Origin of the sequence: Chryseobacterium sp. YIM B08800 (assembly GCF_026163565.1) — a bacterium.
Taxonomy (GTDB): Bacteria; Bacteroidota; Bacteroidia; order Flavobacteriales; family Weeksellaceae; genus Chryseobacterium.
In genome coordinates, this window is sequence record NZ_JAPDKN010000046.1 from 1 (window position 1) to 26258 (window position 26258).

18 protein-coding genes are annotated in these 26258 nt (G+C 33.9%); 17 read left to right on the top strand and 1 reads right to left on the bottom strand.

Going from position 1 to position 26258, the window contains the following annotated elements:
* The 11 genes from OEW74_RS16095 to OEW74_RS16145 all read left to right on the top strand — a co-directional run.
* Window positions 1-469: phage tail protein (locus tag OEW74_RS16095; protein WP_116098348.1), on the top strand; the 469-nt coding region annotated here is incomplete at its 5' end.
* 200 nt (window positions 470-669) lie between these two features.
* Window positions 670-834: a DUF5908 family protein gene (locus tag OEW74_RS16100; RefSeq protein WP_265429444.1), complete on the top strand. Its 165-nt coding sequence runs from the start codon at window positions 670-672 to the stop codon at window positions 832-834.
* Window positions 834-1550, top strand: coding sequence for a LysM peptidoglycan-binding domain-containing protein (locus OEW74_RS16105; RefSeq protein WP_265429445.1), 717 nt, complete (start codon window positions 834-836; stop codon window positions 1548-1550). Before OEW74_RS16100 ends, OEW74_RS16105 begins: the two co-directional genes overlap by 1 nt.
* Before the next feature lies 1 nt (window position 1551).
* A complete protein-coding gene (vgrG, locus tag OEW74_RS16110) occupies window positions 1552-3297 on the top strand; it encodes a type VI secretion system tip protein VgrG (RefSeq protein ID WP_265429446.1) in 1746 nt (581 codons plus the stop codon).
* Window positions 3298-3299: 2 nt separating this feature from the next.
* Window positions 3300-3590, top strand: coding sequence for a PAAR domain-containing protein (locus OEW74_RS16115; RefSeq protein WP_199766237.1), 291 nt, complete (start codon window positions 3300-3302; stop codon window positions 3588-3590).
* Window positions 3591-3743: 153 nt separating this feature from the next.
* Window positions 3744-4154, top strand: a complete 411-nt coding sequence (locus tag OEW74_RS16120; protein WP_265429447.1) for a GPW/gp25 family protein — start codon at window positions 3744-3746, stop codon at window positions 4152-4154.
* An 88-nt stretch (window positions 4155-4242) separates the two neighbouring features.
* Complete coding sequence (locus OEW74_RS16125; RefSeq protein ID WP_265429448.1) at window positions 4243-7299, top strand: baseplate J/gp47 family protein; 3057 nt, start codon at window positions 4243-4245, stop codon at window positions 7297-7299.
* A 24-nt stretch (window positions 7300-7323) separates the two neighbouring features.
* A complete protein-coding gene (locus OEW74_RS16130; protein ID WP_265429449.1) occupies window positions 7324-10182 on the top strand; it encodes a hypothetical protein in 2859 nt (952 codons plus the stop codon).
* Between the two features lie 13 nt (window positions 10183-10195).
* Window positions 10196-13462 carry an Ig-like domain-containing protein gene (locus OEW74_RS16135; RefSeq protein ID WP_265429450.1) on the top strand — a complete coding sequence of 1089 codons (3267 nt, stop codon included), beginning with the start codon at window positions 10196-10198 and terminating at the stop codon, window positions 13460-13462.
* A gap of 122 nt (window positions 13463-13584) precedes the next feature.
* The gene (locus tag OEW74_RS16140; RefSeq protein WP_265429451.1) at window positions 13585-16686 is read left to right on the top strand and encodes a PKD domain-containing protein; all 3102 of its coding nucleotides are present in this window, start codon (window positions 13585-13587) and stop codon (window positions 16684-16686) included.
* Window positions 16687-16782: 96 nt separating this feature from the next.
* A complete protein-coding gene (locus tag OEW74_RS16145) occupies window positions 16783-17691 on the top strand; it encodes a hypothetical protein (RefSeq protein WP_265429452.1) in 909 nt (302 codons plus the stop codon).
* 73 nt (window positions 17692-17764) lie between these two features.
* Here OEW74_RS16145 and OEW74_RS16150 read toward each other — a convergent pair whose 3' ends face one another.
* On the bottom strand, window positions 17765-18427 hold the full coding sequence (locus tag OEW74_RS16150; protein WP_265429453.1) for a S24 family peptidase: 663 nt from the start codon (window positions 18425-18427) through the stop codon (window positions 17765-17767).
* Between the two features lie 902 nt (window positions 18428-19329).
* On the opposite strand from OEW74_RS16150, the gene OEW74_RS16155 reads away from it, so the two are divergent.
* The 6 genes from OEW74_RS16155 (at window position 19330) to OEW74_RS16180 (ending at window position 26150) form a co-directional block, all read left to right on the top strand.
* Window positions 19330-19488, top strand: coding sequence for a hypothetical protein (locus OEW74_RS16155; RefSeq protein WP_159437588.1), 159 nt, complete (start codon window positions 19330-19332; stop codon window positions 19486-19488).
* 303 nt (window positions 19489-19791) lie between these two features.
* Window positions 19792-19968 carry a hypothetical protein gene (locus OEW74_RS16160; protein WP_265429454.1) on the top strand — a complete coding sequence of 59 codons (177 nt, stop codon included), beginning with the start codon at window positions 19792-19794 and terminating at the stop codon, window positions 19966-19968.
* Between the two features lie 58 nt (window positions 19969-20026).
* On the top strand, window positions 20027-20404 hold the full coding sequence (locus OEW74_RS16165) for a hypothetical protein (RefSeq protein WP_265429455.1): 378 nt from the start codon (window positions 20027-20029) through the stop codon (window positions 20402-20404).
* Window positions 20405-20714: 310 nt separating this feature from the next.
* The gene (locus OEW74_RS16170) at window positions 20715-24869 is read left to right on the top strand and encodes a phage tail protein (RefSeq protein ID WP_265429456.1); all 4155 of its coding nucleotides are present in this window, start codon (window positions 20715-20717) and stop codon (window positions 24867-24869) included.
* 10 nt (window positions 24870-24879) lie between these two features.
* Entirely contained in the window at window positions 24880-25476 is a 597-nt protein-coding gene (locus OEW74_RS16175) for a hypothetical protein (protein WP_265429457.1), read from the top strand.
* Between the two features lie 77 nt (window positions 25477-25553).
* On the top strand, window positions 25554-26150 hold the full coding sequence (locus OEW74_RS16180) for a hypothetical protein (RefSeq protein ID WP_265429458.1): 597 nt from the start codon (window positions 25554-25556) through the stop codon (window positions 26148-26150).
* Window positions 26151-26258 lie beyond the last annotated feature (108 nt).

Here is a 26258-nt window from a genome sequence, read left to right on the forward strand (position 1 = left end):
CATGGCTCTTTTATATCCTCCAACTAGTTTCTCTTTTATTGTTAATGGGATTTCAACAACAGAGGGTATTGACTCCAGATTTCAGTCTATATCTGGTTTATCAACAGAAATTACAACTGAAGAATATGCAGAAGGAGGCGAGAACAGATTTACTCATCAACTTCCTTTGCGACCAAAATATCCAAATTTAGTTCTTAAACGTGGGTTAATCGTAAGTTCCGGATTGATAAGCTGGTGCAGAAATGCTATGGAAAACTTCGAGTTTGAACCCAGAGACCTTATTGTTTCTCTTTACGGCGGGCTTCAGTCTACAGCACCTTTAATGGTTTGGAATGTAGTTGGCGCATACCCTGTAAAATGGGAAGTTTCAGAATTCAACGCCGAAGAAAGCAAACTTGCTATTGAAACCATAGAACTGAAATATAGATATTTCACAATACCCTCATCGTTAGCAAGCTTAGGCTTGTAATTTCTAAATCTATCTAAGCACTTTAAAGTGTGTTAGTTTTCATATAACATTCAGCAAAAATTTTCAGATAAAAAAATAAAGGATTGGTCTATAACAAGACTGAACACACTCTTTATGTGCTTAGATTTTTAAAAATAAATATGTTAAATCATTGGTTATTAGTGTTTTGAATATTAATAATTGATTAAAAAACAAACGAAATGCCAATAGAAATAAAAGAGCTTCACATTAAAATAAATGTGGACGAAAAAGCAGCCGCTGCAACGCAAACTGCCACTTCTATAGATGAAGAAAAATTGATGCGGGCAATTAGCGAAAGCGTGGAACAGGTAGTAAATATTGAAAAACGTAAAAAAGAAAGATAATGGGAGGAGCACTTCAAAAATTAACAATAGGAACATACGAAAACTCTGATTATCAAAAAAGAATTGATAACAAGGCTTTTACAGCTTTTATAAATCCTACGGGTTATTCTGTTACTTATAAAACAGAACTTGAACCCGGTCAAGCATTAGGAACAGCTAAAGCCGATTTAAAATATGTTGCATCCCCTTCAACTGATTTACAATTAGAATTTCTATTTGATGGTACAGGAGTTACAGAAACCTATTCAGGAAATAAGCTTATCAATAAAATTAAAGGGAAAGCTTTTGAAAAAACATCTGTAAAAGATCAGGTTGATGCTTTTTATAAGGCTACAGGTCAGGTTGCAGGTCCTATACATAAACCTTACAATGTTATTCTTAATTGGGGTGATTTTGAATTTAAAGGGGTATTAGCAGAATTTACTGTAGAGTATAAGATGTTTGATAATAAGGGACAACCCTTGAGAGCTATAGGAAAAGCAAAATTTAGTGAATCTATAAGTCCTAAACTAGAGGCAGCGGAGAAAAAAAATAATTCCCCGGATCTTACCCACAAAAGAACTGTACAAGACGGAGATACATTACCCTTAATGACCGAAAGGATTTACGGAGATTCTAAGTATTATCTGGAAGTTGCAAAAGCAAATGGTCTTGTCAATTTCAGACAATTAAAACCAGGAAGCACATTATATTTTCCACCCTTAAAAAAATCATAACATGAACAATAGCGGATACATAAAAACAGCAAAAAATCCAGACCTGGTCACATTTAAGGTGATGTCTGGAGGTACAGAGCTGCCGGGAAAATATGGAGTGAAAAGCATCGTGGTAGAAAAAGAAGTCAACAGAATTCCTTATGCCCGCATTGTTATTTTAGATGGAAGTGTCCCGGAACAGGATTTCAAACTAAGTAACGAAGAACAGCTTATTCCAGGAAAAGAAATTGAGATCACTGCAGGATATCATTCTGAAGAAGAAACCATTTTTAAAGGGGTTGTTGTAAAACATAATATAAAAGTGAGAAGTGGCTCTTCTTACCTCATCATCGAATGTAGAGATAAGGCTGTAAAAATGACCTTAGGAAGAAAAAGCAAATACTTCTACGACAGTAAAGACAGTGATATCATCGAAGAATTGATTGGTAATAGCGGTGCAACTGCCGATGTAGAAACGACTTCAAATTCGCATAAAGAGCTGGTTCAGTATCAATCTTCAGACTGGGATTTTATGTTGACCAGAGCACAAGCCAATGGTAAACTATGTTTTGTTGAAAACGGAACCGTTAAAGTTGCTAAACCGGATTTCAGCGCAAAAGAAGTAGAAACAGTAATTTACGGATCATCTGTCCATGAATTTGACGGAGAGATAGACGCAAGAGATCAATTTAATAAAATTACAGCTAAAACCTGGAGCTATACCGATCAGGAACTGACCGAAGTTGAAGCTCAGGATCCTGCAATTAATCTTAATGGAAATCTTTCATCCGGAGATTTGGCAAAAGTTTTCGGAATTGAAGATCTGCAACTTAAACATGGCGGAAATCTTACCCAAAACGAACTGCAAGATTGGAGTAATGCTAAAGCAACTTTCCAGCAATTAGCAAAAACAAGAGGAAGAATACAGTTTCAGGGAATTCCAGAGGTAATACCGGGAGTTACATTAACGGTTCAGGGAGTCGGAAACCGATTCAACGGAAAAATTTATGTTACAGGTGTTCGTCACGAAATTGTCGATGGAAACTGGCTGGTTGATGCTCAGTTTGGGCTTTCTCCAACATGGTTTTCAGAAACTTATGATGTAAGCGAAATGCCGGGTTCAGGAATTATTCCTTCAATAAGCGGATTACACATCGGTGTGGTTTCACAATTAGAATCAGATCCGGATGGTGAAGACAGAATCTTAGTACAAATCCCAATCATCAATAACGAAGAGGAAGGAATTTGGGCAAGAGTTGCAACGCTGGATGCAGGAGAAAACAGAGGTTCATTTTTCAGACCGGAAATCGGAGATGAGGTGATCATCGGATTTATTAACGACGATCCCAATGACGCAGTGGTGCTTGGAATGTTAAACAGCAGTACAAAACCGGCTCCAATTGTAGCTTCTGACGATAATCACGAAAAAGGATTTGTTACCCGAAGCGAAATGAAAATGATCTTTAATGATGATAAAATTTCATACACACTTGAAACTCCAAAAGGCAAAAAAGTGATCTTGGATGAAGATGCCGATGTTATTAAAATAGAAGATGAACATTCTAATATTCTGACTCTTAATAAAGACGGTATCAGTATCGAAAGCGGAAAAGATATCAAGATCAAAGCAAAAGGCGACATTACGATGGAAGGAGTCAATATCAATGTGAAAGCAAGTGCTCAGTTGAAAGCAGAAGGCAGCTCAGGTTCTGAACTTAAATCCGGAGCTGTAACCGTGGTAAAAGGATCTCAAGTAAAAATTAATTAATCATGAAACCGGCAGCAAGAATTACAGATATGCATACCTGTCCAATGGTAACAGGAACAACTCCACACGTTGGAGGCCCCATTATTCCGGCAGGAGAACCCACTGTATTAATCGGTGGAAAACCCGCCGCAAGAGTAGGAGACAAAGCAATATGCACAGGTCCGCCAGATACGATTGCATCAGGATCTTCAAGTGTAATGATCGGTGGAAAACCCGCCGCAAGAATGGGAGATTCTACAGCACATGGAGGCGTAATATCCGCTGGTGAAGCTACTGTTTTAATAGGTGGATAATATTTAAACACAGGTTTATATAATGATAAACTGCATTTAAATAATATTCAACTCAAGTAAAAAGTAAAACATCAATAACAAAACAGTTAGAAAAACTAAAACTCTATGTTACAGATGCAAAATGCTATAACTAAACATAATACAAAATAACGTATGAAAATAAATACAGATTTTTTAGGGACAGGCTGGAGTTTTCCGCCTGAGTTTAATGAGACTGAAGGAAAACTGGCAATGACCTCCGATGTAGAAGACATCAATAATAGTCTTATTATTTTATTGTCAACAAGACCGGGCGAACGTGTAATGTTCCCCGATTACGGATGTGATCTGCAGGAAATGCTCTTTAGTCCTCTAGACTTAACATTGATTACCCAAATGAAAGGAATCATTGAGCGTGCCATTTTATACCATGAGCCTAGAATAAACATTTTAAGTATTGAAATCGACACCCAAGAAGAACTTGAAGGAGAAGTTTTAATAACAGTTGACTACGAAGTAAGAAATACCAATACAAGAAGCAATATTGTTTTTCCTTTTTATAGAGAGGAAGCAACTGAAATATAATGAATTACGGGATGTCTGTAGCCATTTTGAATACTACCAACATTACAATAAGTATTGCATCTGACCATAGAAAGATAAATATAAACAAATGAAAAAAACAGATACATTTTCACATTACCGTGAAGGAAAATCACAAATGCAGCGCTTTTTAGCAGAATTAGATCCGGGCAATCTTGAATTACACGATTTCGATTTGTTTGATTGGCTATTGTTCGCAAATAACTTTGCGAGACGTGTAAACTATTTTGACAAAGATGATAATACAACACCAAAAGGAAACTGGGGAAACTTCTTCCTGGGTGATGATACCGATGCTATCCCACGTAGAGAAAGTGTTGAGTACAAAAGTATGAAAAAACAGGTTGCAGATTTGATGTCCCAGTTTGAGCAAGACAGCAACTTAACACCCCATTTAACATTATTTGTCTGCTTTTTAAAATTATTAGATTTTTCAAAAAAAGCTTTCAATAATTTAACGAAAAGGCATTTGGATTTTTATTATAATGAAATACTTCAAATTGAAAAAAATGATGCCAAATCAGACAAAGTTTATGTGATTTTTGAATTGGCAAAAAAAGCGCTTCAGGAAAAAATTTCAACCGGAACATTGCTGGATGGCGATAAAGATGCTGGTGGAAAAAAACGGGTTTACAAAACGAATGATGACCTTATTGCCAATCAAGCAAAAGTTGTCGAGGTAAAAAGTTTTTTAAACGACGGTAAAGAAAGAGAGCTGAAAATGGCTCCGAAAGCAAATACTGCAGATGGTCTTGGTGATAAATTACCGGAAGAAAGCAATTATTGGTGGCCTTTCGGATACAACGCTAATGAAACAATTGCAGAAAAAAAATCTATTTACAAAGAGCTTCCAAAAGCTAAACTGGGATTCTCGGTGGCGTCATCTTTATTTGATTTAAAAGAAGGTGAAAGAACGGTAACTCTTACAATCGTTTTTGAGGAAAATTCAGCGCAAAAACTGCATGGTATTGAGGATGAAGATATTATAAACAATATCAAAGTGCTTTGTAGTGGAGAAAAAGAATGGTTATCTGGTGTTCCTTTAGAATGTCTTCAAAACGAAGAAGACATATTAAAGCTTTCTTTTACATTACCTAGAGATTTCCAGCCGGTTGTAAAGTACAATAAGGAAGTTTTGCTGGAAACTTTTCAGACCAATTTCCCTGTTGTAAGGTTTATGATTGAAGGAGAAAAGTACTACAATGTTTACGAAGCTCTTTCAGAAACATTAGTAAAAAACATAGAAATAGCGGTTGATGTAAAAGGGGTAAAATCTATTGAGATAGAAAATGATAATGGTGCATTAAATTCAGAAAAACCTTATTATCCATTCACTGCACAGCCGATTAAAGGGTCTAATTTTTTTATTAAATGTCCTGAAATGTTTTCTAAAAAATGGGAAAATGCAGACATCACCATTAATTGGAAAAATACTCCGGAATCTATAGCAGGTTTATACAGCGGGTATGTCATTAACCCTAATCAAAATGTCAGCTTGGCAGATTATCAAAAATTAACAACTTCGATTGTAGGTTCTGATGGTTATTTTAAAGCAGATACAGCATTACTACACAAAGAGATTTGGTATACGAAAGCTAATAATATTGATGTATTTAAAAAAATAGAAGGTGCGGGTTATCAAACTCAATTTTCTATCAAGAATAATGATGATGATAAATCTGGTACAAGTGAATCGATTAGATTAACGTTCAACCAATCTTCATTACAGGATGTGTATCCTAAACTGTATACATTGGCGTTATCAAGTGATTCGAAAGCAGAAAAACTGATTCCAAACGAGCCGTATATTCCTTTTGCGGAAGATATTGAGCTGAATTATAGTGCGAAAGATTCTGTTTATTTGAATTTAAAAACAGGTTCTGAAGGAGAAGTTGTAAAAAGCGAAGACGTACAATTGTATCACGAAGATGTATTCGGACAATACGAAAAAGAGGCTAAAATACAGGAAATTGTTCCGGTTCATAAAAATGGAGGTGAATTATACATCGGTCTGGAAGCAACTCCACAAACAACCGTTTCACTATTGATCCAGATGTTGGAAGGAAGTGAAAACCCTTTAGCTGATACTTTCGATGAAAAAGAGTTTATAGAATGGAGCATTCTTTCCGGCAATACATGGATTGATCTTTCGGGTAATATCCTGCAGAATGAAACCAGAAAATTTTTAGAATCTGGCATTGTAAAGTTTAAAATTTCTAAAGATATCAACACCAGTCACACAAGATTTACTGACGGATTGGTTTGGGTCAGAGCGAGATCACAAAGAAGCTATGATGCAGTTTGCAAAATTCAGGGAATTTATACTCAGGCAGTTTTAGCGACATTCCAGAATCAGGATAATGATTTATCTCATTTAAATAACGGATTAGGTGCAGAAACCATTTCTAAACTCATCACAAGAGTTGCTCAGATAAAATCTGTTGATCAGCCCTACAACTCGTTTGGCGGTAAATACCAGGAAACAGATCCTGAGTTTTACAGACGTGTAAGTGAAAGATTGAGACACAAGCACAGAGCAATCACACAATGGGATTACGAGCATTTGGTTTTGCAGGAATTTCCGGAAGTTTTTAAGGTGAAATGTTTAAATCATACCTCCGAAAAATCTTACATGGCTCCGGGTTATGTAACCTTGATGGTGGTACCGAATATTAAAAATAAAAATGCTTTTGATGTTTATCAGCCAAGAGTAAGCAGAGCAACACTGAATAAAATCCAGAATTATGTAAACGAATTAAATACAATGCATGTTGATGCTCAGGTAATTAATCCAAATTACAAAGAAGCAAAAGTAGAGGCGAAGGTGAAATTCTTTGAGCAGTATGACGAAACATTTTATCTGAAACAATTAGATGAAGATATCAAAAAATACATCTCTCCTTGGGCTTTTACAGATGCAAAAGAAATTGATTTTAATGTGGTTCTGAATGTTAATCAGCTTGTTAGCTACTTAGAGCAGTTACCTTATGTAGATTACATTGATGAAGTGAAGATATCGGTGAATGATGAGCTGCAAAAACAGGCTTTAATAGAAGTAGATCCGAAATCAATTTTGGTTTCTGCCAAAGAACACAAAGTTAGCATTACAAATCAAGTATGTATTTAATTATAAATAGAAGAAAACATAATCATGTCAGAAAATAAGCACATTAGTATACCCAAAAATATAGAAACTGAAGACCAGAATGATTTTCATTTTCTACGCAAAACAGGTATTGAATACATCGAAAAGTTAGGAGGAAAACTCTGGACTGATTACAATTCTCATGATCCTGGTATTACCACTCTGGAAGTTTTAAGCTATGCCATCACAGATCTTGGGATGAGAATGAATCTGAATATGGAAGATATCTTGACTTCTGAAGACGAAAAGAAAGATATTCATACCCAGTTTTTAAAAGCTACAGAAATTCTGCCTTCAAGACCTTTAACAGAGCTTGATTACAGAAAATTATTTATCGATATCAGCATGGCTTCTGGGCATAAAAGACCCATTCGAGATTGCTGGTTGGTTGCCAAAACCGAAACATTGTATGTTGATTGCGAAACCGGAAATCTCGATTTTAAACCTATCGGAAAAAAGACAAAAGATTTTAAGGTAAAAGGAATGTATGATCTTTATGTAGATTATGCCGAAGATATTGATGTTGATACCGTTGTTGATGGTATTGGATGCGAGATATCTAATATCAATACTAAAATATTAGACCGTTATCACGCTAATAGAAGCCTTTGTGAAGATTTAGCGGAAATTAAAAAAGTCGAAATTCAAAAAGTTGCTGTTTGTGCCCGTATCGGAATTGTCAACAAAGCCGACGAAGAATTGGTGCATGCTAAAGTAATCAGAGCAGTCAATAATTATTTGTCTCCGGAAGTTCATTTTTATTCACTGAAGCAGATGCTCGACAGAGGTTTTACTACAGATCAGATTTTTGAAGGACCTCTTTTGGATAATGGTTTTATTGATACTGAAGAACTTAGAAAGAGCCAATTAAGAACAGAAGTTCGTCTTTCGGATATCATCAGCGAAATCATGAAGATTGATGGTGTGAAAGAAATTCATGAAATTTCTATTGCGGGTTGTGATAGTTTGGTAAAACAAAACAACGACTGGCTGATCTGTATTGAAAAAGGCAGAAAACCGGAATTGTGTGAGCTGAGTTCATTTAGTTACAGCAAAGGGTCTCTACCGTTGAATATCAATAAAGAAAAAGTTCAGAATTATATTGAAACTCTTAAAAGAGAAGAAGAAGTTCTGAGAGAAGACGCAAGACAAAATAAAGAATTGACTTTACCGCAAGGAACTTCTTATGATATAGCCAATTATGCGACTATTTTAAATGAGTTTCCGGACACTTATGGAGTCGGAATATCAGGAATTATAGGAAATCAAAATCCTAAAAGGGAAGCTTTGGCAAAACAATTAAAAGGTTATTTATTGTTTTTTGATCAAATTCTTGCCGGTTATTTCAAACACCTTGAGAAAGTAAAAGAAGTATTAAGCGTAAATGGTGATTTAAAGAGAACGTATTTCACACAAGCTCTTAAAAATATCAAAGGCTTTGATGAATTGGTTTCTGATTATGATACCGAAAATGAAGATCAGCTTACAGATTCATTGTACGAAGAGCTTGATAATAGTGTAGAAAGAAGAAACGAAGTTTTAGATCATTTGATTTCCCGTTTTGCAGAAACATTCAGCGATTATACTTTCCTGATGAAATCATTATACGGAAATTCTACTGACGAAATTGTTTTAAGCAATAAAGAAAACTTCTTAAACGAATATACATCATTAAGTAAAGACCGTGGATTAGGATATAATTACACCTTATTTTCAGATACAGATATTTGGAATACGACTAATATTTCCGGTGCACAAAAAAGGATTGCCCGTTTGTTGGGGCTTAAAGATTACACCCAAAGAACTTTATCTCAATCGCCTGTTTCAATTATTAAAACACCTATCGGTAGCAATAAATTTACCTACACCTGGAAGATAAAAGATGCAGAAAGCAATATTGTTTTATCGTCTGTAAATTCCTATAAAATTGAGTACGCTGCAACCAGAAATCTGAATGAAGCAATTTATCAGACCATTCAAATAGATCAGGAAGACCTTAAGAATGCATTAGAACAACTAAAAGAGGATGACGAAAACCTTGCAGATACAATCAATCAATTAAGAGAGTGTAAAAATAATTTCTGTTTAATTGGAAATATCAAAATTCGTGTTTCGTTGAACGATAACTTCTATCTTGAGATTGTAGATGATCCTGTTAAGCAAAATGTAATCGCTACCCACAAAAAAACAAATCCTTATTCTGATTTAGGAGAATTAAAAAAAGGAATTGTGAATCTGGTAGATTATTTAAAATATGGTTTCACAGAAGAAGGAATTTTCCTTGTTGAGCATTTATTATTAAAACCGACAGCTAAAGATTATAAACTCATGGGCGGAATCGGATGTATGTCGATTGGGGAAACTTTTAGAATTGCATACGACCTTCAGGAAGATTCTTCTATTGCAAATCCTTCTCTGGCAGATCCTATAAAATATTCAGAAGCGCTTATGAGTTCTTGTGAAGATTGCGAAATTGATGTTTATGATCCTTATACTTTCCGCGTAAGTGTCGTTCTTCCGGGCTTTGCCTATCGTTTTCAGGATCCTGATTTCAGACGTTATGCCGAAACAGTGATCAGACAGGAAATTCCGGCTCACGTTTTAGCAAAAATCTGCTGGGTTGGAGATCGATTCGAAACTGAAGCCGCTCAAAACGACTTAGCCGATTTTGAAGTTGCATTTAAAAAATATCTTTCAGATAAAGCCAAAAACAACACGGCAACTTTAGGACAAAGTATTCATGATGTAGTAAAAGCTCTTACTTACCTGAACAATATTTATCGACCAGGAAAACTTCTGGATTGTGCGATGGAAGATGACGAAGACTCAGACGGAAAAATAATTTTAGGACAATCAAACATATAAAAATCTAAAAACAATGAATGCTAAATTAAATAATATAACTACCCAATATAGAAAGTTTAACCCTAGTCAGGTTTTAACGGAAGGTCAGTTAAACGAATTTATAGACTATTTCGAAGACCAAGACAGGCTTTCAAGAACTCGTCTGAGCGGAGTAGGTGTGGTGTGCGGTTTCAAATCTACTTTTGTGGATTTAATCGTGCAGCCTGAAGTGATGATGGAAAAAGCAGTGGCACCCGATACTTCTTTGCTTCATACTCTTGAAATTACACAAGGCTCCGGAGTTACCACAGACGGAGACCTAATTACACTTCGTCAAAAAGGAGCTACATCATCAGAAGCTACCATCGACTTTGCTGCTAAAAATTACAAATATTATAGAGAATATATCGATAAATACGAATACAAACATTTTCGTATTGAAGGGCAGCAAGTGCCTCTTTGGGAATTGGTTACCGAGGAAGAATACAAAGCTTTAGGCGCAGATAATGAAGGTTTTAAACTGTTATATGACTTCCGGGATACGATCTATAATAAAGTGATTATTCTGTATTTAGAAAGTTATTCTAATGAAGAAAATCCTTGTCAGGATGCTGATTGCGATAATGCAGGAGCAGAACAGGTTTCTAATCTTAAAGTACTTTTGGCAGATTCAGCCTCGGTAACAAATCTTATTGCGAGTGGCGATGCAAAAGACACTATTTACAAAGCTCACAATGCTTATGAAGAGCTTTTTAATGGCTTGCCTAAAGTAGAAGCGAAAAGAGTTATTTTGGATGCTACTGTTAAATCCGCATTTGATCTGAAGTCGAGATTTCAAAACGCAACCGATACTGCGACACAACTAAGCAATGGTTTTGGTGCAATTGCAAATATGTTTAAAGTGAGCGTCAATCTTGGCGGACAAACATTGATTAATAAACTGAATTCTTTATTTCAAAATACGTCACCCAGATTAGAAGATTACCAATATAGATACGATTTACAAAAAGATTTAATCGATACTTACAACGAAATAAAAGGATTGATTTTACATCTGAATGCCGATTGTTGCCCAAGTGTAACTTCTTTCCCTAAACATCTTTTGTTGGGTCATGCCGGAGCAAAACTGGAATTAGGAGATTATAACCGTCTTCGTCACAATTTTTATAATTCACCTATAACGACAACCGATGATGAGAATTACGAAAAAATCGTAATGCTTGCTAATCGTTTTGTACAGAAAATAAACGGATTTCAGGCGTACGTCGGACCAATTAAAATTACTCCTTCTCGTCTTAATGTAAGATTGGGTGATAAAGCAATTCCATACTATTATAATGTAAATAAACCATTATTGACTCAATGGAATTTCGAAAAAACAAAAACGGATAGAGAAACTTATAATTTAAGCTATCATACAACCAATTTATCCAGAGAAGATTTTGTTCAAAATCCGTTAGATTATAATATTGATGACAACGATTTTTATAGAATTGAAGGTCATTTGGGAATGCCTTTCGAAACGGCATATCAAAACATCAACGATCTTAAAAGACAATATGGGTTGGCTTTTGATGTCATTATACTGCTTTTAAATAAAGATGAAAAAAGTGATACTGTAGAAAAAGCAATTGCTACTGAGGTAAAAACGGTCTCGATAGAAGGACTTAGAAAGCAGCTGATGACGATCTCTAGTGATATAAGTAGAGAAAGAACCGATTCTAAAAGTGCTTTATTAAGCTTATCTAAACTAGACAGTCAGTTAAAATTATTAAATAAGGTCGACTTTACAAGAGCTGCAGATCCAACAAAAGAAGAGGTAACTATTGTAAAAGAAGATCCTAGAAAAGAAGAAATTACAAGTGAACTTTTAAGCGAGTTTTTAGAAAGAAAATCAGGATTAGAGCATTTAGCGGGTGTAGAAAGAGGCGGAGCTTTTGTTTTAATTTGCGGATCAGCTACCAATAATCAGGTTCTTGCAGATTTCTCATTGCCTTACTTGTGTTGTTCTAAAGAAAAACCAAATGTTCCGCCTATTGCTTTGGATGATAAAGCTTCATGTATGCTTGGTAAAACAGTAGTTATCCCTGTGTTGAGTAATGATTACGATGCGGATAATGACATCTTAACGGTTGTTAAAAAATCAAACCCATCTCATGGAACGGTTGTTCTAAACAGTGATAATACGTTTACTTATACGCATGATGGCTCGTCTAATCTTTCAGATTCATTTACGTATTGTGTTAATGATGGTAGAGATGACAGTAATATTGCAACGGTATTGATCAGTGTTAAATCTGCTCCGGTAGCAATTAATGATTTTGCTTCTACAGCAAATGGAGGATTTGTAGATATCGCAGTTAAAGACAATGATTATGATTTAGGAAATACTCCATTAACAGTATTTATAAAAACACAGCCATCTAATGGAACAGCAGTTTTAATGGCTGATGGTAAAATAAGATATACACATAATGGTAGCTTAACAGCTCTTACAGATTCGTTTACTTATTATATTAATGATGGTGAATTAGACAGTAATATTGCAACAGTTACTATTACTATTGCACCGCCTCCATGTGATTCGGGTATGGATGTAGTATTCATATTTGATTATACAGGTAGTATGGGAGGTCAGATTGAAGCAGCTAAATCAGGTGCTACAAGTATTGTTGAAACAATACAAAGAGAATCAAGTAATAATTATAGATTGGGTATAGTATTAGCCGATGAGTATACTTCCAGAACTGTTTCTAGTTATCATACTGCTCCTGCATATACGAGCCTGAATGCATCTCAGAAATTTGTAAACACTGGACTTAATTCTCGTTTCCAATGGATTACGGCAATGGAAGTGATGCCTGCTGTTACTAATAATATCTCCACATTTACAGATCAACTTAAAAAGCTGAATAATCCAGGAGGCGGATTGAGCATTGGATCTGGAGTTGGAGGACCAGAACCAACAGATATGGCATTGAGTAGAGTGGTAGAACACAATTTTGCAGGAGCATTTAGAAATAATGTAGCGAAATATGTGATTATCATTACAGATATTACACCTGGTGGAAATGATGATAATGCTACAGCTGCAGATGTTGACGAAATGAACAGATTAAAAGCTGAATGTATCAGAAAATCTGTTAAAGTTATTGTATTGGGAGCTGGTGTTAATAGTCAAATAAACGGAAAATATATCTGGAGAGATTTGGCTGATGGTACAGGTGGTTCTTGGAACTCAAGTTATAATGCAAGCGCTATTCAATCTGCAATTATAAATGGTTGTGGGGGTACAAAATAATGTGAAAATATCTCACCATTTAGGATTATATATTCTATAGAGATAACATACTTCTTAGGTAGATCACTTCTGCCTAAGAAGTTTATGAAAATCACCTTAAAATCATTAAAAAATGAATCATAATGGATAATCAATTAAAAAATATATCAACCCAATACCGCAAATTCACTAAAGGACAGTACGTAAAATCTCCCCAATTCAATGAGTTTTTAGATTTTTTTGAGGATCAGGATCGTTTGTCTAAAGTATTGTTGCAAGGTGTAGGTATTGTTTGTGGTCTTAAACCACAACCTGTCTACATAGGAGGTCAATTAGACAAGATACAGGTTTCTCAGGGAGTAGCGTTAACTACTGATGGAGATTTGCTCACCTTAAATAATACAAATGAGGTAAGTAAAGAGTTGTATATGAGTGATCTGAAAACGATTAACTTAGAAAATAAACAGTTTACACATTTTAAATCCTACGACAATTTCAAAGTAAGATACCCTTCGTTTAGCATTGAAGCTACTGATCAGATTGAGCTTTGGGAATTAGCAACTGCTGAAGAAGCAAATTCAGATTTTCAAACCGTTAATAATCTTTCAAATTTAGAAGATAAATATTTGTTGCTGTATTTAGAAAGTTATGAAAAAGAAATCAAGCCTTGTAGAGGTGTAGATTGCGACAATCACGGAATACAACAGATTAGAAATCTGAAAGTACTAGTTACTACAGCAGACGGAATTAATTATATTCTTGAAAGAGACCAAATTCAAAAGCATCCTTTGTTTATTGAAAATATTTTGGAAGAAGTAAAACAGGAACGCGTAATTGTAGAACGTCTTATTTTAGACAGAGGAATCGATGCACAGTTTTCATCTTCTGAGGTAAAAGATCTATACCGCGATGTTTTGGTGAGAAATGATTACGGTAAAAATATTTTTGAAAAAATCAATGCCATTTCTAATCTTATAGGAGTTTCAACTGTTGATCATCAAAATTTTAAAAACAAATTAGAAGAATGTTTTGATCAAAAAGCAGGTTTTCAGTATGCTTATGATGTTATAAAAGATTTGTCAGATACCTATTCTGAAATTATAAAGCTGCTTCCTAAAGCGTTTACGAAGTGCCTTCCAGATTTGGTTTCTTTTCCTAAACACATAATGCTTGGCAAATTAACTTCAAACATACAATTAGATTCCACAAGACATCAGTTTTATAATTCGCCTGTTTTGGATGATGATAAAGCGACAAAAAAAGTCATAGTATTAATTAACCGTTTTAAACAACAGGTACAAAATTTCAGATATTCTGATGATTTTGAAAACGAGGCACAAATTAAAATTACTCCATCTCAAAAATTAAATCCTCTTAGCAATAAAGCCATTCCTTTCTACTATCAGATTACAGAAGAGTTTTTAAAAGTCTGGAATTTTGATAAAACAAGCAACCGATCTTCCGGAGAAAATTTAGGATATGACAGTAGTTTGCTGTCATCAGAAATGCATATTCAGAACCCGCTGGATTTTAATATTGATAACAATTCGTTTTACAATATTGAAGGTCATCAAGGGATGGATTATTACGAGGCTTTCGAAAAAATAAAGCAAATCAGAGACAAGCAGCAGCTGGGATTTGATATTATGGGTCTTTCTTTTAGCGAACTAAAAGGGAATAAGGACATGTTTAAAGCTTACTTCAATGAGTATGTAGACAAAAATCCGGGGTTGGAGCATCATCGCGGAGCAGGAAAAGGAGATACTTTTGTACTAGTTTATGACATTATTGGAAGAGCAACAAGAGTAATTGCAGATTTCTCACTTCCATACATCTGTTGTACACCAAAAATTGATGTTAAATTAACTTTACCAGATTCTGTAATCTGTTCTAAAGGCGCTCCTGTACCTTTTACGGTATTTCCTATGAACGGAGATGTAAGTGCCTTTATTGATGGACGTTTAATTGAAGGTGTGGATATAATAGATGGTAAATATTTTTTCAATCCTGCATTAGTAAGTTCAGAATTTTATAATCAAGACATCAGCTTTACCGTAAATGGAAAAATGACCGATTGTACGATCAGAGTGATTCCACAATCGTTTATGAATGTAAATGTAGAGTCTGTTACTTATCCAACTGAAGGTTCAGCGGGAACAACAGTGAAATTTAAAATTTTTGGAACCGGCTTTAGAGATTATACTTATACCTGGGATTTCTGGGATAATGGCAATTGGGTGAATTTAAACCCGGACTCGGAAGGTTTTGTTACGTACGTTTTCCGTGATCTGAATCCGGATGTAATTCCAACGATAAAAGTAGATGTGAGTCTTAACGGATGTATTCAAAACATCATTATAGACGATTGGTACAAAGAAACTCCGGTTGAATTAAGCTTGCCGACTGCTGAAATTTGCTCTAAATCTTCTTTCATACCTTTTACCGTATCTCCTGATAATGGAGTTGTAAAAGCTGATGTTGTTGGTGGAGGTGTAGAAATAAAGGATGGAAAATACGTCTTCAACCCTCAATTAGTAAATGTAAGTTTACACGGTCAGGTAATTAATTTTACTGTAAACGATCAACCAACAAGCTGTAGTATTAAAGTTAATACACAGCCAGAAGTTAGTATCAGTGTTGTTTCTGCGGGTTATTCTACCGGAAGTTCAAATCAAACAGAGGCTAAATTTTATATTTCAGGAGATCCTTATAAAGATTTCACTTACAGTTGGGATTTCTTGGGTAATAATCATTGGGAAATTCGAAATCCGGATGATAAAAGAAATGTGATCTACACATTTTATGACCTGAACAGAGAAAATGTTCCAATTGTAAAAGTGAGAGTAAGTAACGGCGATTGTGTTCAGGAGATTTCGATTAATAATAATTGGTACAATCCACCGGCACCGACAGTTACCATAGATGGTGTAGAATTTTTGAAGGAAAATTGCTGCGAATTAATTACCCCGATTGTTAAAGCTGATATAAAAGGACCTTCAAGGTTCCCTCTGTCTGGTAGAGAATTGTTACTGGAAGGCTTAGGTGACGGACCTTCTACATTAATCTATTCTTGGTCTAAAACAAAAGGTCCAAACGTAACACTTGAGGGTGCTAATCAAGCTAATCTGACAGTTAAAAATTTGGTTGCTGAAAATTATGAATTCCAACTCACAGTTCTTAATCTTGAAAGTGGAGTATTTGCCAAAAAAGCAATAGCAGTGGAAATCTATGCTGATGACAAATAATAATCTTGTATAAAGATAGATAAAGGGGTGATTATTTATAAAAAAATCATCCCTTCAACATCAATAAAAATATAATAACAATAAAAACATAATATAATGGCAATGGCAACAGAGAAATGCAATGTTTCATTTCAAATACGCTATACGTCTTCTATACCGGCAACAGGCGCAAGTGCAGTGTTGAGATATAGAATTAAAGGCTCTACAGGTTCATATGCTCAATATAATATCGCTTCAGTGACAAATGGAGGAACGATAGAGGTACCAAATATTCAATCTTCCGGTGAATATGAATATATATTAGATTTAACTGCAAATGGAGTTTCTGCTCAACAAACAGGATCTTTTCAGTTAGGAAGATGTACTCCTGCGTTTTGCGAAATTCCGGATATTAAGAATGTATATTTGGGAGAAGAAGATCGAATAATAATGGATTATTTTACAGATGAGGCAGATCTTTATGCGATAGAATATCAAATAGCAACAGATGATAAATTTACCAATATTGTTCATGTAAGAGTAATCATGGGAAGTGATTACACACCGATTGAATATATTGAGATGAATGATGGAACTATTGCTAATGAAACTGCTTATTACATCAGAGCAAGAAGGCATTGTTCAGCATCTGTAGTTTCAGCTTGGTCGAATATATTTAGCTTTAGATCCGGAAAATGGAATACTCGAAAAATTCTAGAAGCCTATTGTTTACCGGGTAATTATGATCTGGATAAAAAAGTTATTTGCCAGAGAGGAACTATTTGGAAGAAGGAAGTAATCTTGAATACATTAAACCCACAAATTGGAAGTTTAATTTACCTGAAAGATGGTGTAACTTCTGCTACAATGGGGAATTTAGCAGAATTTGAAAGTGATAATCCTGTAGGATTTAACAGTTATGGAATAAGATGGATAAGATTCGAAGATTCTGAACGAAATACAATTTATAATGTTGAACCAAGAACAGGCAAAATCGATGCAATCTCATCTTATTGTGAGAGCTAACCAAGAATGCTTAAAAACAAATAAAATCCTCAACTTTTTTTGAGGATTTTATTGAATAAATTGGTTATTGTAGTTATCTTCTATTGTTTTTTCTTCTAGTGCTGATAATATTAAAAAGCTTTGCAACATCCTCCAGGTGGATTTCAAAATCTTCGTAGTATTCATTTAGAGAATGAAGGGTGATAATGCCTCTCTCAACATCGTGGTTGACGATTCGCTTTACCAGAATTCCTTTCTCTTTATGAACGATCACAAAATCCCATTTGTCGTAATGCAGTTTGCTCATCCAGTAATCTTGTCTGATGTTTCTGCACAAAATAATGTCGCCTTCCAGATAGCTTTCGTACGATCCGTTGTCCATACTGTCTCCTTTCACTTCAAAACACATGTATTCGCCTCGGTGTTCTACATCGTCGGTAAAAGGAATGGTGGGTAAGCTTTCTATATATTCTTCATCGGCAAAGTTGTGCAAATAGCCGGCTTGTGCATATTGATTGGCAAGAGGAACGTTCATGATTTTTAAATCTGAAAATACGACAGGTGATGCACCGTCATTTAGTTTGTTTTCTTGCTCCTGTAATAGATTGGTTACAAAATAAGCGGTTGTTTCCGGTATTTTTCGTTCGCCTTTTTCCCAGTATTGTACGGCTCTGGTACCAACGCCTATAGATTTTGCTATATCAGCCTGCTTCATCTTTAGTTTCTTCCTGATTTCTTTGAATTCTAAATAGTTCATTTTGATATGTTTATAGTTATTTTATAAAAATATAAGAAAAATGTTCATTTTTTATTTTGAAAAACGAACAATGTTCGTATATTTGTCTCGTCGCTATGAAAGAACAATGCAAATATACAAAATTATATTAAAGATTTAATTTTATTTTAATATTTAGATGTTTTTTAAATAGATATTTAAATATTGATAATCAATGTTTTGTATATTTTGTTTTTCATATTTGAAGCATTTTAGAAGTAAATATTATTTTTTGTTTCATAAAATGATAACTGAACCGGAAATATTTTATTAATCTGAATTAAATTACAAAATATGATTTTTGTGCTTTATTTAATATGTAATATGTTCGTTTTTAAATGATTTTATTAATGAAAAAAATGCGTTTATTTTTTACTCGCTTCAAAATAAAGCAACCATTTAGCTCTTTTGTTTTTTTGAAATTAAAAGACAAACCAAAAAATGTAGAATAATGCTGCTGTTTAGTATATAAAATATCGATTAATTATAGCTAACTGTAAGAATATTAATACATTGGAAGAGCAAACAAATTTTGTAGAACAAGCTTATTTATTTTTAAAGATACTTTAAAGGTAAAATAGAATGTTGTGTTCTTTTACAAACAAATTACAAGGAGTAAATGCTTCTACATCATGTTTATAAAACATCGATTCCTTATAAACAATAGTAGAATAATTTGCCAGAAAGTAAAATTTAAAACAAAGAAGTTGGAGGTATCGTTTCTGTTAGAAAATACCGCGTACCGACTTCTAAAAATCAAAATTAAATAATGTTCAGACATCTGTTTAAAGACTTATAATAAGTCTTTAGAGGCTTTGTTGTCTTATTTGAACAGAGAGAAAAAAATTAGAAAAAAAAACTAACATAAAAACTTTAACCAAAAAATGAAACGTAGCAAAGAATTAGTAGAGAAAAGAAAAAATTTTGTAATTGATTATGTAAAGCGTAATCAGAATAAGCAGATGAAAGTAATTGTAACTGAATTAACAGAAATGCTGTTTTTATCTGAAAGAACAATATATAATATCATTCTTGAGAGCTAGTTGGTCTATACCCATACAAAAGTTCTGTTAATATATTAATGTAGAAAAGAATTCAGAATCATTATCCTGACTTCGGAAACTATCCAAAAATCAGATTCATTAAAGAGATGTTCCAAGCATCTTTCTCAAATGTAAACATGCAGATAAAAGTATAAGGAAAAAACGGTTTTAAACTTTTTCAGTTCTATTGTTTTTAGGCAAAATATGAGCCTGAAAAGAAACCGTTTTGACCTTGTATTGCCAGAGAAATCAACTTTCAAAAGATTAAAAAAACAACCAACCATTTAATAAATTTTAGAAACCATGAAAAAGAAAGACAAGAAAAAGAATAAAAAAAATAAAGAAAGTAAGGAAAAATTGAAGAAACCTAAAAAAGACATCAGCGATCTTATTGACGAATTAGCCTATGTAAATGAAAAGGGAAACATTCGAAAAAGCAAAAGATTTTTGGATGATATGTACATACTTGATGAGGAATAGTTTTACATCTATAATTCGCGAAAAAATAAAATTTTTAATAAATAATATATAAGGAAGAATGAATTTGGATGGTTTAAAAGCCCTATTAATAGGAACTGCAATTGCATTTTCGGGAGGGTTATTAAGAGTACTGGTCTCAATACAAAACAAAGAGAAAAAGAAATTATGGGAACATGTTGTCACATTGGCAATTGTTATAATTGTAGGTTTTACAATGAGCTATTTAATGAATAGAGCAGACCTTCACGACAAATGGTATTCTACAGGAGTATTGTTTGTGCTTGGTTATGGCTATGATAAATTCTTGAAAATGATCACTACCAATCTGCCCAACTGGATTGATACAGCAGTGAATCTTTTTATCGAAAATAGATACGGAGTAAAAACAGAGAGACACTTTGAGGAAGAGGAAGAGAAAAAAGATGAAATTATTTAAAAGAAAAATAAATCACAAAAATAAACTCCTACTGCAACTACAGAATCTCCTACTCAGAAAACAGGCAATTCTCATAAAAATGAGTGAATTTTGAAATTAAGAATTTGAAAACTTGAATATTTAGAAAAGCAAGAAAGTACCAGTAGATAACTCAGCATACCTCTTTCTCATCCCAAAGCTGAGTGCTTCAATTCTTAAAAATTCACCATACACGGTCTGATTCCTCAGATCAACAGGTATATAAAGCGCAATCACATCAATTGCGTTTTGTATGCCTTCTAACTCAATATGAAATAAAAAAACTAAGTCAATGAAAACAGCAAAACCTGTAGAAAAAGACAATAAAGTCCAACAAAGCCAGAGTAAAAATCAACGGCAAAAAGAACCATCGGTTATACCTTTATCTGAGATAGAAGTAGGAGGTGTACAAACCCAAAGATCTGAAGAATCGAAAGCTAAGTCAGGATCAACAAACCTTAACGGTAATGTTTCGGCTGTGCATGGTTCACAGACTATTTACGACCAAGGTTCGGAAATAGCGTACGAAAAACTTCAGGAAAGTTTGACACAAACCGGCGATATCAGTCATCCCGATACCAAAGAAACTGAAAAAGATTATATGTCTAGCCTGAATGTTGATCAGGCTCGTGATTACAATGATCTTAAATCGGGAACTTATCTACCTAAAACAGCGCAAGAGCAAGCGACAATGAATCAGAGCGTTAAAAATAACTCTGAATCTGCCACGACAGAGAGTTCAGAACCTAATGCTTTGAATGAAATACAATCCGCTCAAAATTCTCCTGCAACACCAGAAGAAAGCGAAGGATTGGTTTTACCTGCTGAGCAAGAAGGTGCTGCGGTTAGAACGACACCTACAGATCCATTTAGTGATCCACAATTCAATCAAACGGTAAGTTCGGTTAAAAACACGGCTAAAACAAAACGAACCCACAACACTAAAGAAAAAGCTGAAACCCATGCAAATGCAGCAGCAGCAGTACCTGTTGGAGAACGAAAATCGAAAGCAAGAGGTCAACAAGTAGAAAAGTTGGATCAACAAAAGGCAAACCCTTTCAAACCTTCCGATTTCAAAGCAAAATTAAAAAGCAGAGTAGATAAAATGGAATTGCCGACCAATGAAAAACAGGTCGAAAATTTTGAAGCTCATAATAATATTGCCCAAGTTAATCAGTTGGCTAGTGCAGATGTCGTTGCATCCAAAAATAATGTAACAGGCGGTATTGAAACGGTTGCCAAACAAGAGCCAAATGAATCGAAGGTTCAGCAACGTGTAGCAACAGCATTGCCTGATCCGAAAATAGGCTCAAAAGTGAATGTTAAAGCTACAATACCTGGTAAAAGAGGTGACGCTGAATTAAGCGAACCTGTTACCAAAAGCTACAAAGCAGTTGAGCAGCAATTTGAAAAAAATAATATTACGGATGAGCAGCTAGCAACTTCCAATGAGCCTAGTTTCATCAATGCGCTCAATGCTAAAAAAGCAGCAAAAGAGAATGCCGAAAATACTCCTGAAGAATTTAAATCTGCTGAAAATAAAAAATTGGAATCTTCTAAACAAGAGGCACAAGGTAAAACCAATAATACGATGGAAGGCATGCATCACAGCAGAAAAGAAATGCTGGATGGCGTAACTCAAAAACAGCACAAGGCTAGTGAAAAGAATACAGGCAAACATCAGGACGTTGTTGCTCAGCTAAATGAAATTTATGCTGATACTAAAAAATCTGTTGATGGCGAATTAAATGATCTTGAAACTAAAGTAACTCAGTTGTTTGATGCAGGTGCTAAAGTTGCTAAAGATGCATTTGAAAAATATGTCACTAAGAAAACAGACGAATACAAAGAAAAACGATACGGAAGCTGGTATGATGTTAGTGGATATGGCAAACGTATAAAAGATGGCTGGAACGGAAAATTACCAGACGAAGTAAATGTATTTTTCACTGAAGGAAGAAAGTTATTTTTAGCAAAACTAGACGGAACGATTGATACTATCGCCAAATTAGTAACAGACAGATTAAATAAAGCTAAAGCTGCTATTACTTTTGGCCGTCAAAAGGTAACAACATTTATTAAAAATCTGCCTGCAGATGTTAAGAAAGCCATTAAAGGCGATATTGATGCTATTCAGGGACAATTTAAACAACTTGAAAACTCAATAAGTGAAAAAGAATCTTCATTAATCGATTCTTTGGTAACCAAATACAACAATACCCTGAAAGAAGTTGATGAAATGGTTGAAGAGTTTAAAAAACGTAACCAAGGATTCTTAAGTGCTTTAAAAGATGCAACATTAGGCGTGTGGGAAACCATTCAAAATATCAAAAAAACACTTACCGATTTACTTTCAGGAGCATTAGATGTGATTTTATCAATCATTGCACATCCAATTGATTTCTTGTCAAATCTTATTGCGGGAGTATCGCAAGGATTTACCAATTTCGGAGCCAATATCTGGACACACCTTAAAACAGGTTTCTTCGGATGGTTAACCGGAGCTATGAAAGGTGTTTCTATCACAATGCCTGAAGATGTGTTTTCATTGAAAGGAATTTTCTCAATCACAACTCAGGTGCTTGGTTTAACGTGGGATGGCATCAGAGCCATTGGTGCTAAAGTAGTAGGAGAGCCTGTGATGAAAGTTCTGGAAACAGGTTTTGAAATGGTACAGATTGTTCGTAAAGACGGCGTTGCCGGACTTTGGGAGCACCTGAAAGACCAGTTTGCCGATCTGAAAGAAACGATCATGGATACGATTATGGATATCGTTCAGACGCAGGTAATACAAGCGGGTATCAAATGGATTATGGGCTTAATGACTCCGGTGGGAGCGTTTGTAAAAGCCGCAATGGCGATTATAGATTTAGTAAAATTCTTCATCCAACGTGCAGCACAAATTATGGAATTGGTAAGAGCGTTTACGGAAAGTATCAAAGCAATCGCAAGCGGAAATGTAGGTGCGGTAGCCAAATCAATAGAAAATGCATTGGGCAGAGCGATCCCTGTATTAATTGGCTTTTTAGCTTCCTTATTAGGAATTGGCGGATTGGCTGATAAAGTAGTTGGAGTAATCCATAAAATAAGAGAACGTATTGTGAAAGCAATTACGAAGTTCTGGACTTTTGTGAAGAGTAAGGCTAAGGGATTGCTTGGGAAAGTTGTAGGGAAAAGTAAAAAAGATAATACCCATGAGCCTGAAAAACAAAAGAAAATTGATGCCGGATTTATCTATTTAAAAGAAGAAGAGAAAAAAGTAGATGAAAACCACAATAACAAGCTTACCCTTGAGCAAGCAAATAAAGCTGCTAAAAAAACTAAGGCAAAATATCCTGTTTTTAGTTCTTTGAAAGCTGAAAGTAAAGACGATAAAATTATTTATAGATATACAGCGAGTCCGGAGAATATACATGAGACGGGAACTGAATTAGAAAACACCGAAAAAGTTGATGGACATTTATTAAACAGTAATAGTGCAGATAAAAAAACTGATTTAACTATTACTGAAGAAAGGAAAGGTAAACAACGTATTGGTTACAAAGCTGTATTGCCAAATAGCAAGAATAATGATGCTGATGGAATTATTGTTGGAGATACAGAGAATGCTTATGTTAAAAAACGAAAAGAGAAAAATGATTTTGACAAGAAGTATAAAGAATTATTATCTTTAGATTCTCCTGAAAAAAGAAGGAAGAAAATAACAGCAGGAGGTGATGTACATGATAAGTTTAAACCAGTTATACGAAGAACTATAATAAATGGAGATAAAACAAGTATAGTATATGGTTATGTAGGAGGTTCTGAAACATTTCTTGTTACTTATAATAATAAAACTAATGAAACCGAAAAAGTTATTGCAAAAAACATATCTTTACATGATTTTGGAAGAGGAAAAACAGAAGGAGATACTGTTGAAGGGCTCAATCGAGCACATATTGTAGCTAATGAAGTAAGAGGTTCTGGATATGTTGAAGGACATAATTTGATGCTTACTAGTGATACTTTCAATAAGGTAACAATGAGAGAAAAAGAAGTTGCTATTGGTGAATATTTAGATAGAACAGCAGGTCTTAATGGCGTGAAATCGTTCAATATGACCGTAGAAGTTACACGTTTTGAAAATGATGGGAATTCAACTGCAGATATATTAAGAGAAGGACTTTCTAATCGTAAAAATACTTTAGAAGAAAAAGTAGATGGGATTCCAGAAGATGAAAGAGCAACATCAGAACGATATAAAGAATACAAAACTTTAGAAGCTTTATTAAATATGAATGATGAAAAACTATTAGAAACAATAGGAACTGGTGCAAAGGCAAAAGGAGTACGCAGAGTAAAAAATGTCTTTTATACAATAACTAAAATTACATTTGGGAACAATCAAAAAACTACTCCTGATAAAGAATTTGAAACCGGACCAGATCATTTTTTAGGGACAAAATAAATAGAATATTATGAATTATACATTAGAAGATGTTAAAAAGTTTATTTTAGAATTTACTGAGTTGGAATATCAATTTGGGATAGGTTTTTATGATATTTCAATAACAGATGAAGAATGGAAAGCTTTAGTGATAAAACTTAAAAATTGTTATAGTATAGGTTTTGGTTATTATTCAATTATTAATACTATTAGAGATGAGTCGAGAATGACCCTAAAAAGATTTAATAATAATAAAAATAATCTTAAAAAAAGAAGATTATTTTTAATTAGAAAATATGAAAATCCTAAATTCGGTGAAGGAATATATAAAACAGATTCTAATGTCATTTTTTCTTGTTTTTTAGGTTCTGATGTTGAAATGGGAGCAGAAGTGTATCCCACTAATGTAAGTGTAGGAATTGTCAATGGTGACTTAAAAATTATATCCTCAAGAGAACTTGACTTTGAAAAAAGAAGAAATGAAGAAGTTATCGAATGGGTTTATAACAAAAGGTCTAATGTATATACAGAAGACATCACGATAAAAAAAGATGGAACTTTAGTAGAAACATTAAGAATTATTGAGCCGGAGCATCCTACTTGGATAGCAGATTACAACGAAGGATAATTTTGATAATTTAAAAAAGCAAAACTTCTATTCTTTAGAAGTTTTGCTTTTTTTAGTTTTAAGTCACTAAAAAAATCATGAATTCTACATTAGAAGACGTTAAAAAATTTATTTCGGAATTTACGGAATTAGAATATCAATATGGATTAGGAGCACATGATAATTCAATAGATACCGATAGATGGAATTTTTTAGTTGAAAAACTTGAAAGTTATTATGGTAATCGTTATGGCTATTTCTCAACAATTAGCAAGTATAGAAATGAGTCTTTAATGAATGAAGAAGAATTATCTATTAAGAAAAGAAATTTACGAAAAAGAAAATTATTTCTAATACGTAAGTATAAAGAACCTTCATTTGGAAAAGGAATAGTTAATACGGATTCTGATATAGTTTTTTCTTGTTTTTTAGGTGCAAATTTAGACATGGGAGTTGATGTATATCCAAATAATATAAGTGTTGGAATCGTTAATGACGAACTAAAAATAATAACAGAAAGAAAACTAAATTCTGAAAGAAGACGAAATGAAGAAGTTATTGAGTGGATATATAATGAAAGATCTAATACCTATATTGAAGATATCACAATAAAAAAAGATGGTACATTAATGGAAACATTAAGAGTTGTTGAACCTGAGCATCCTACTTGGATAGCAGATTACAACAAAGGATAATTTAAAAAAACAACACTTCTACTTTAGAAGTTTTGTTTTTTAATGATTTAAAACTAAAAAATCATGAATTATACATTAGAAGACGTTAAAAAATTTATTTTAGAATTT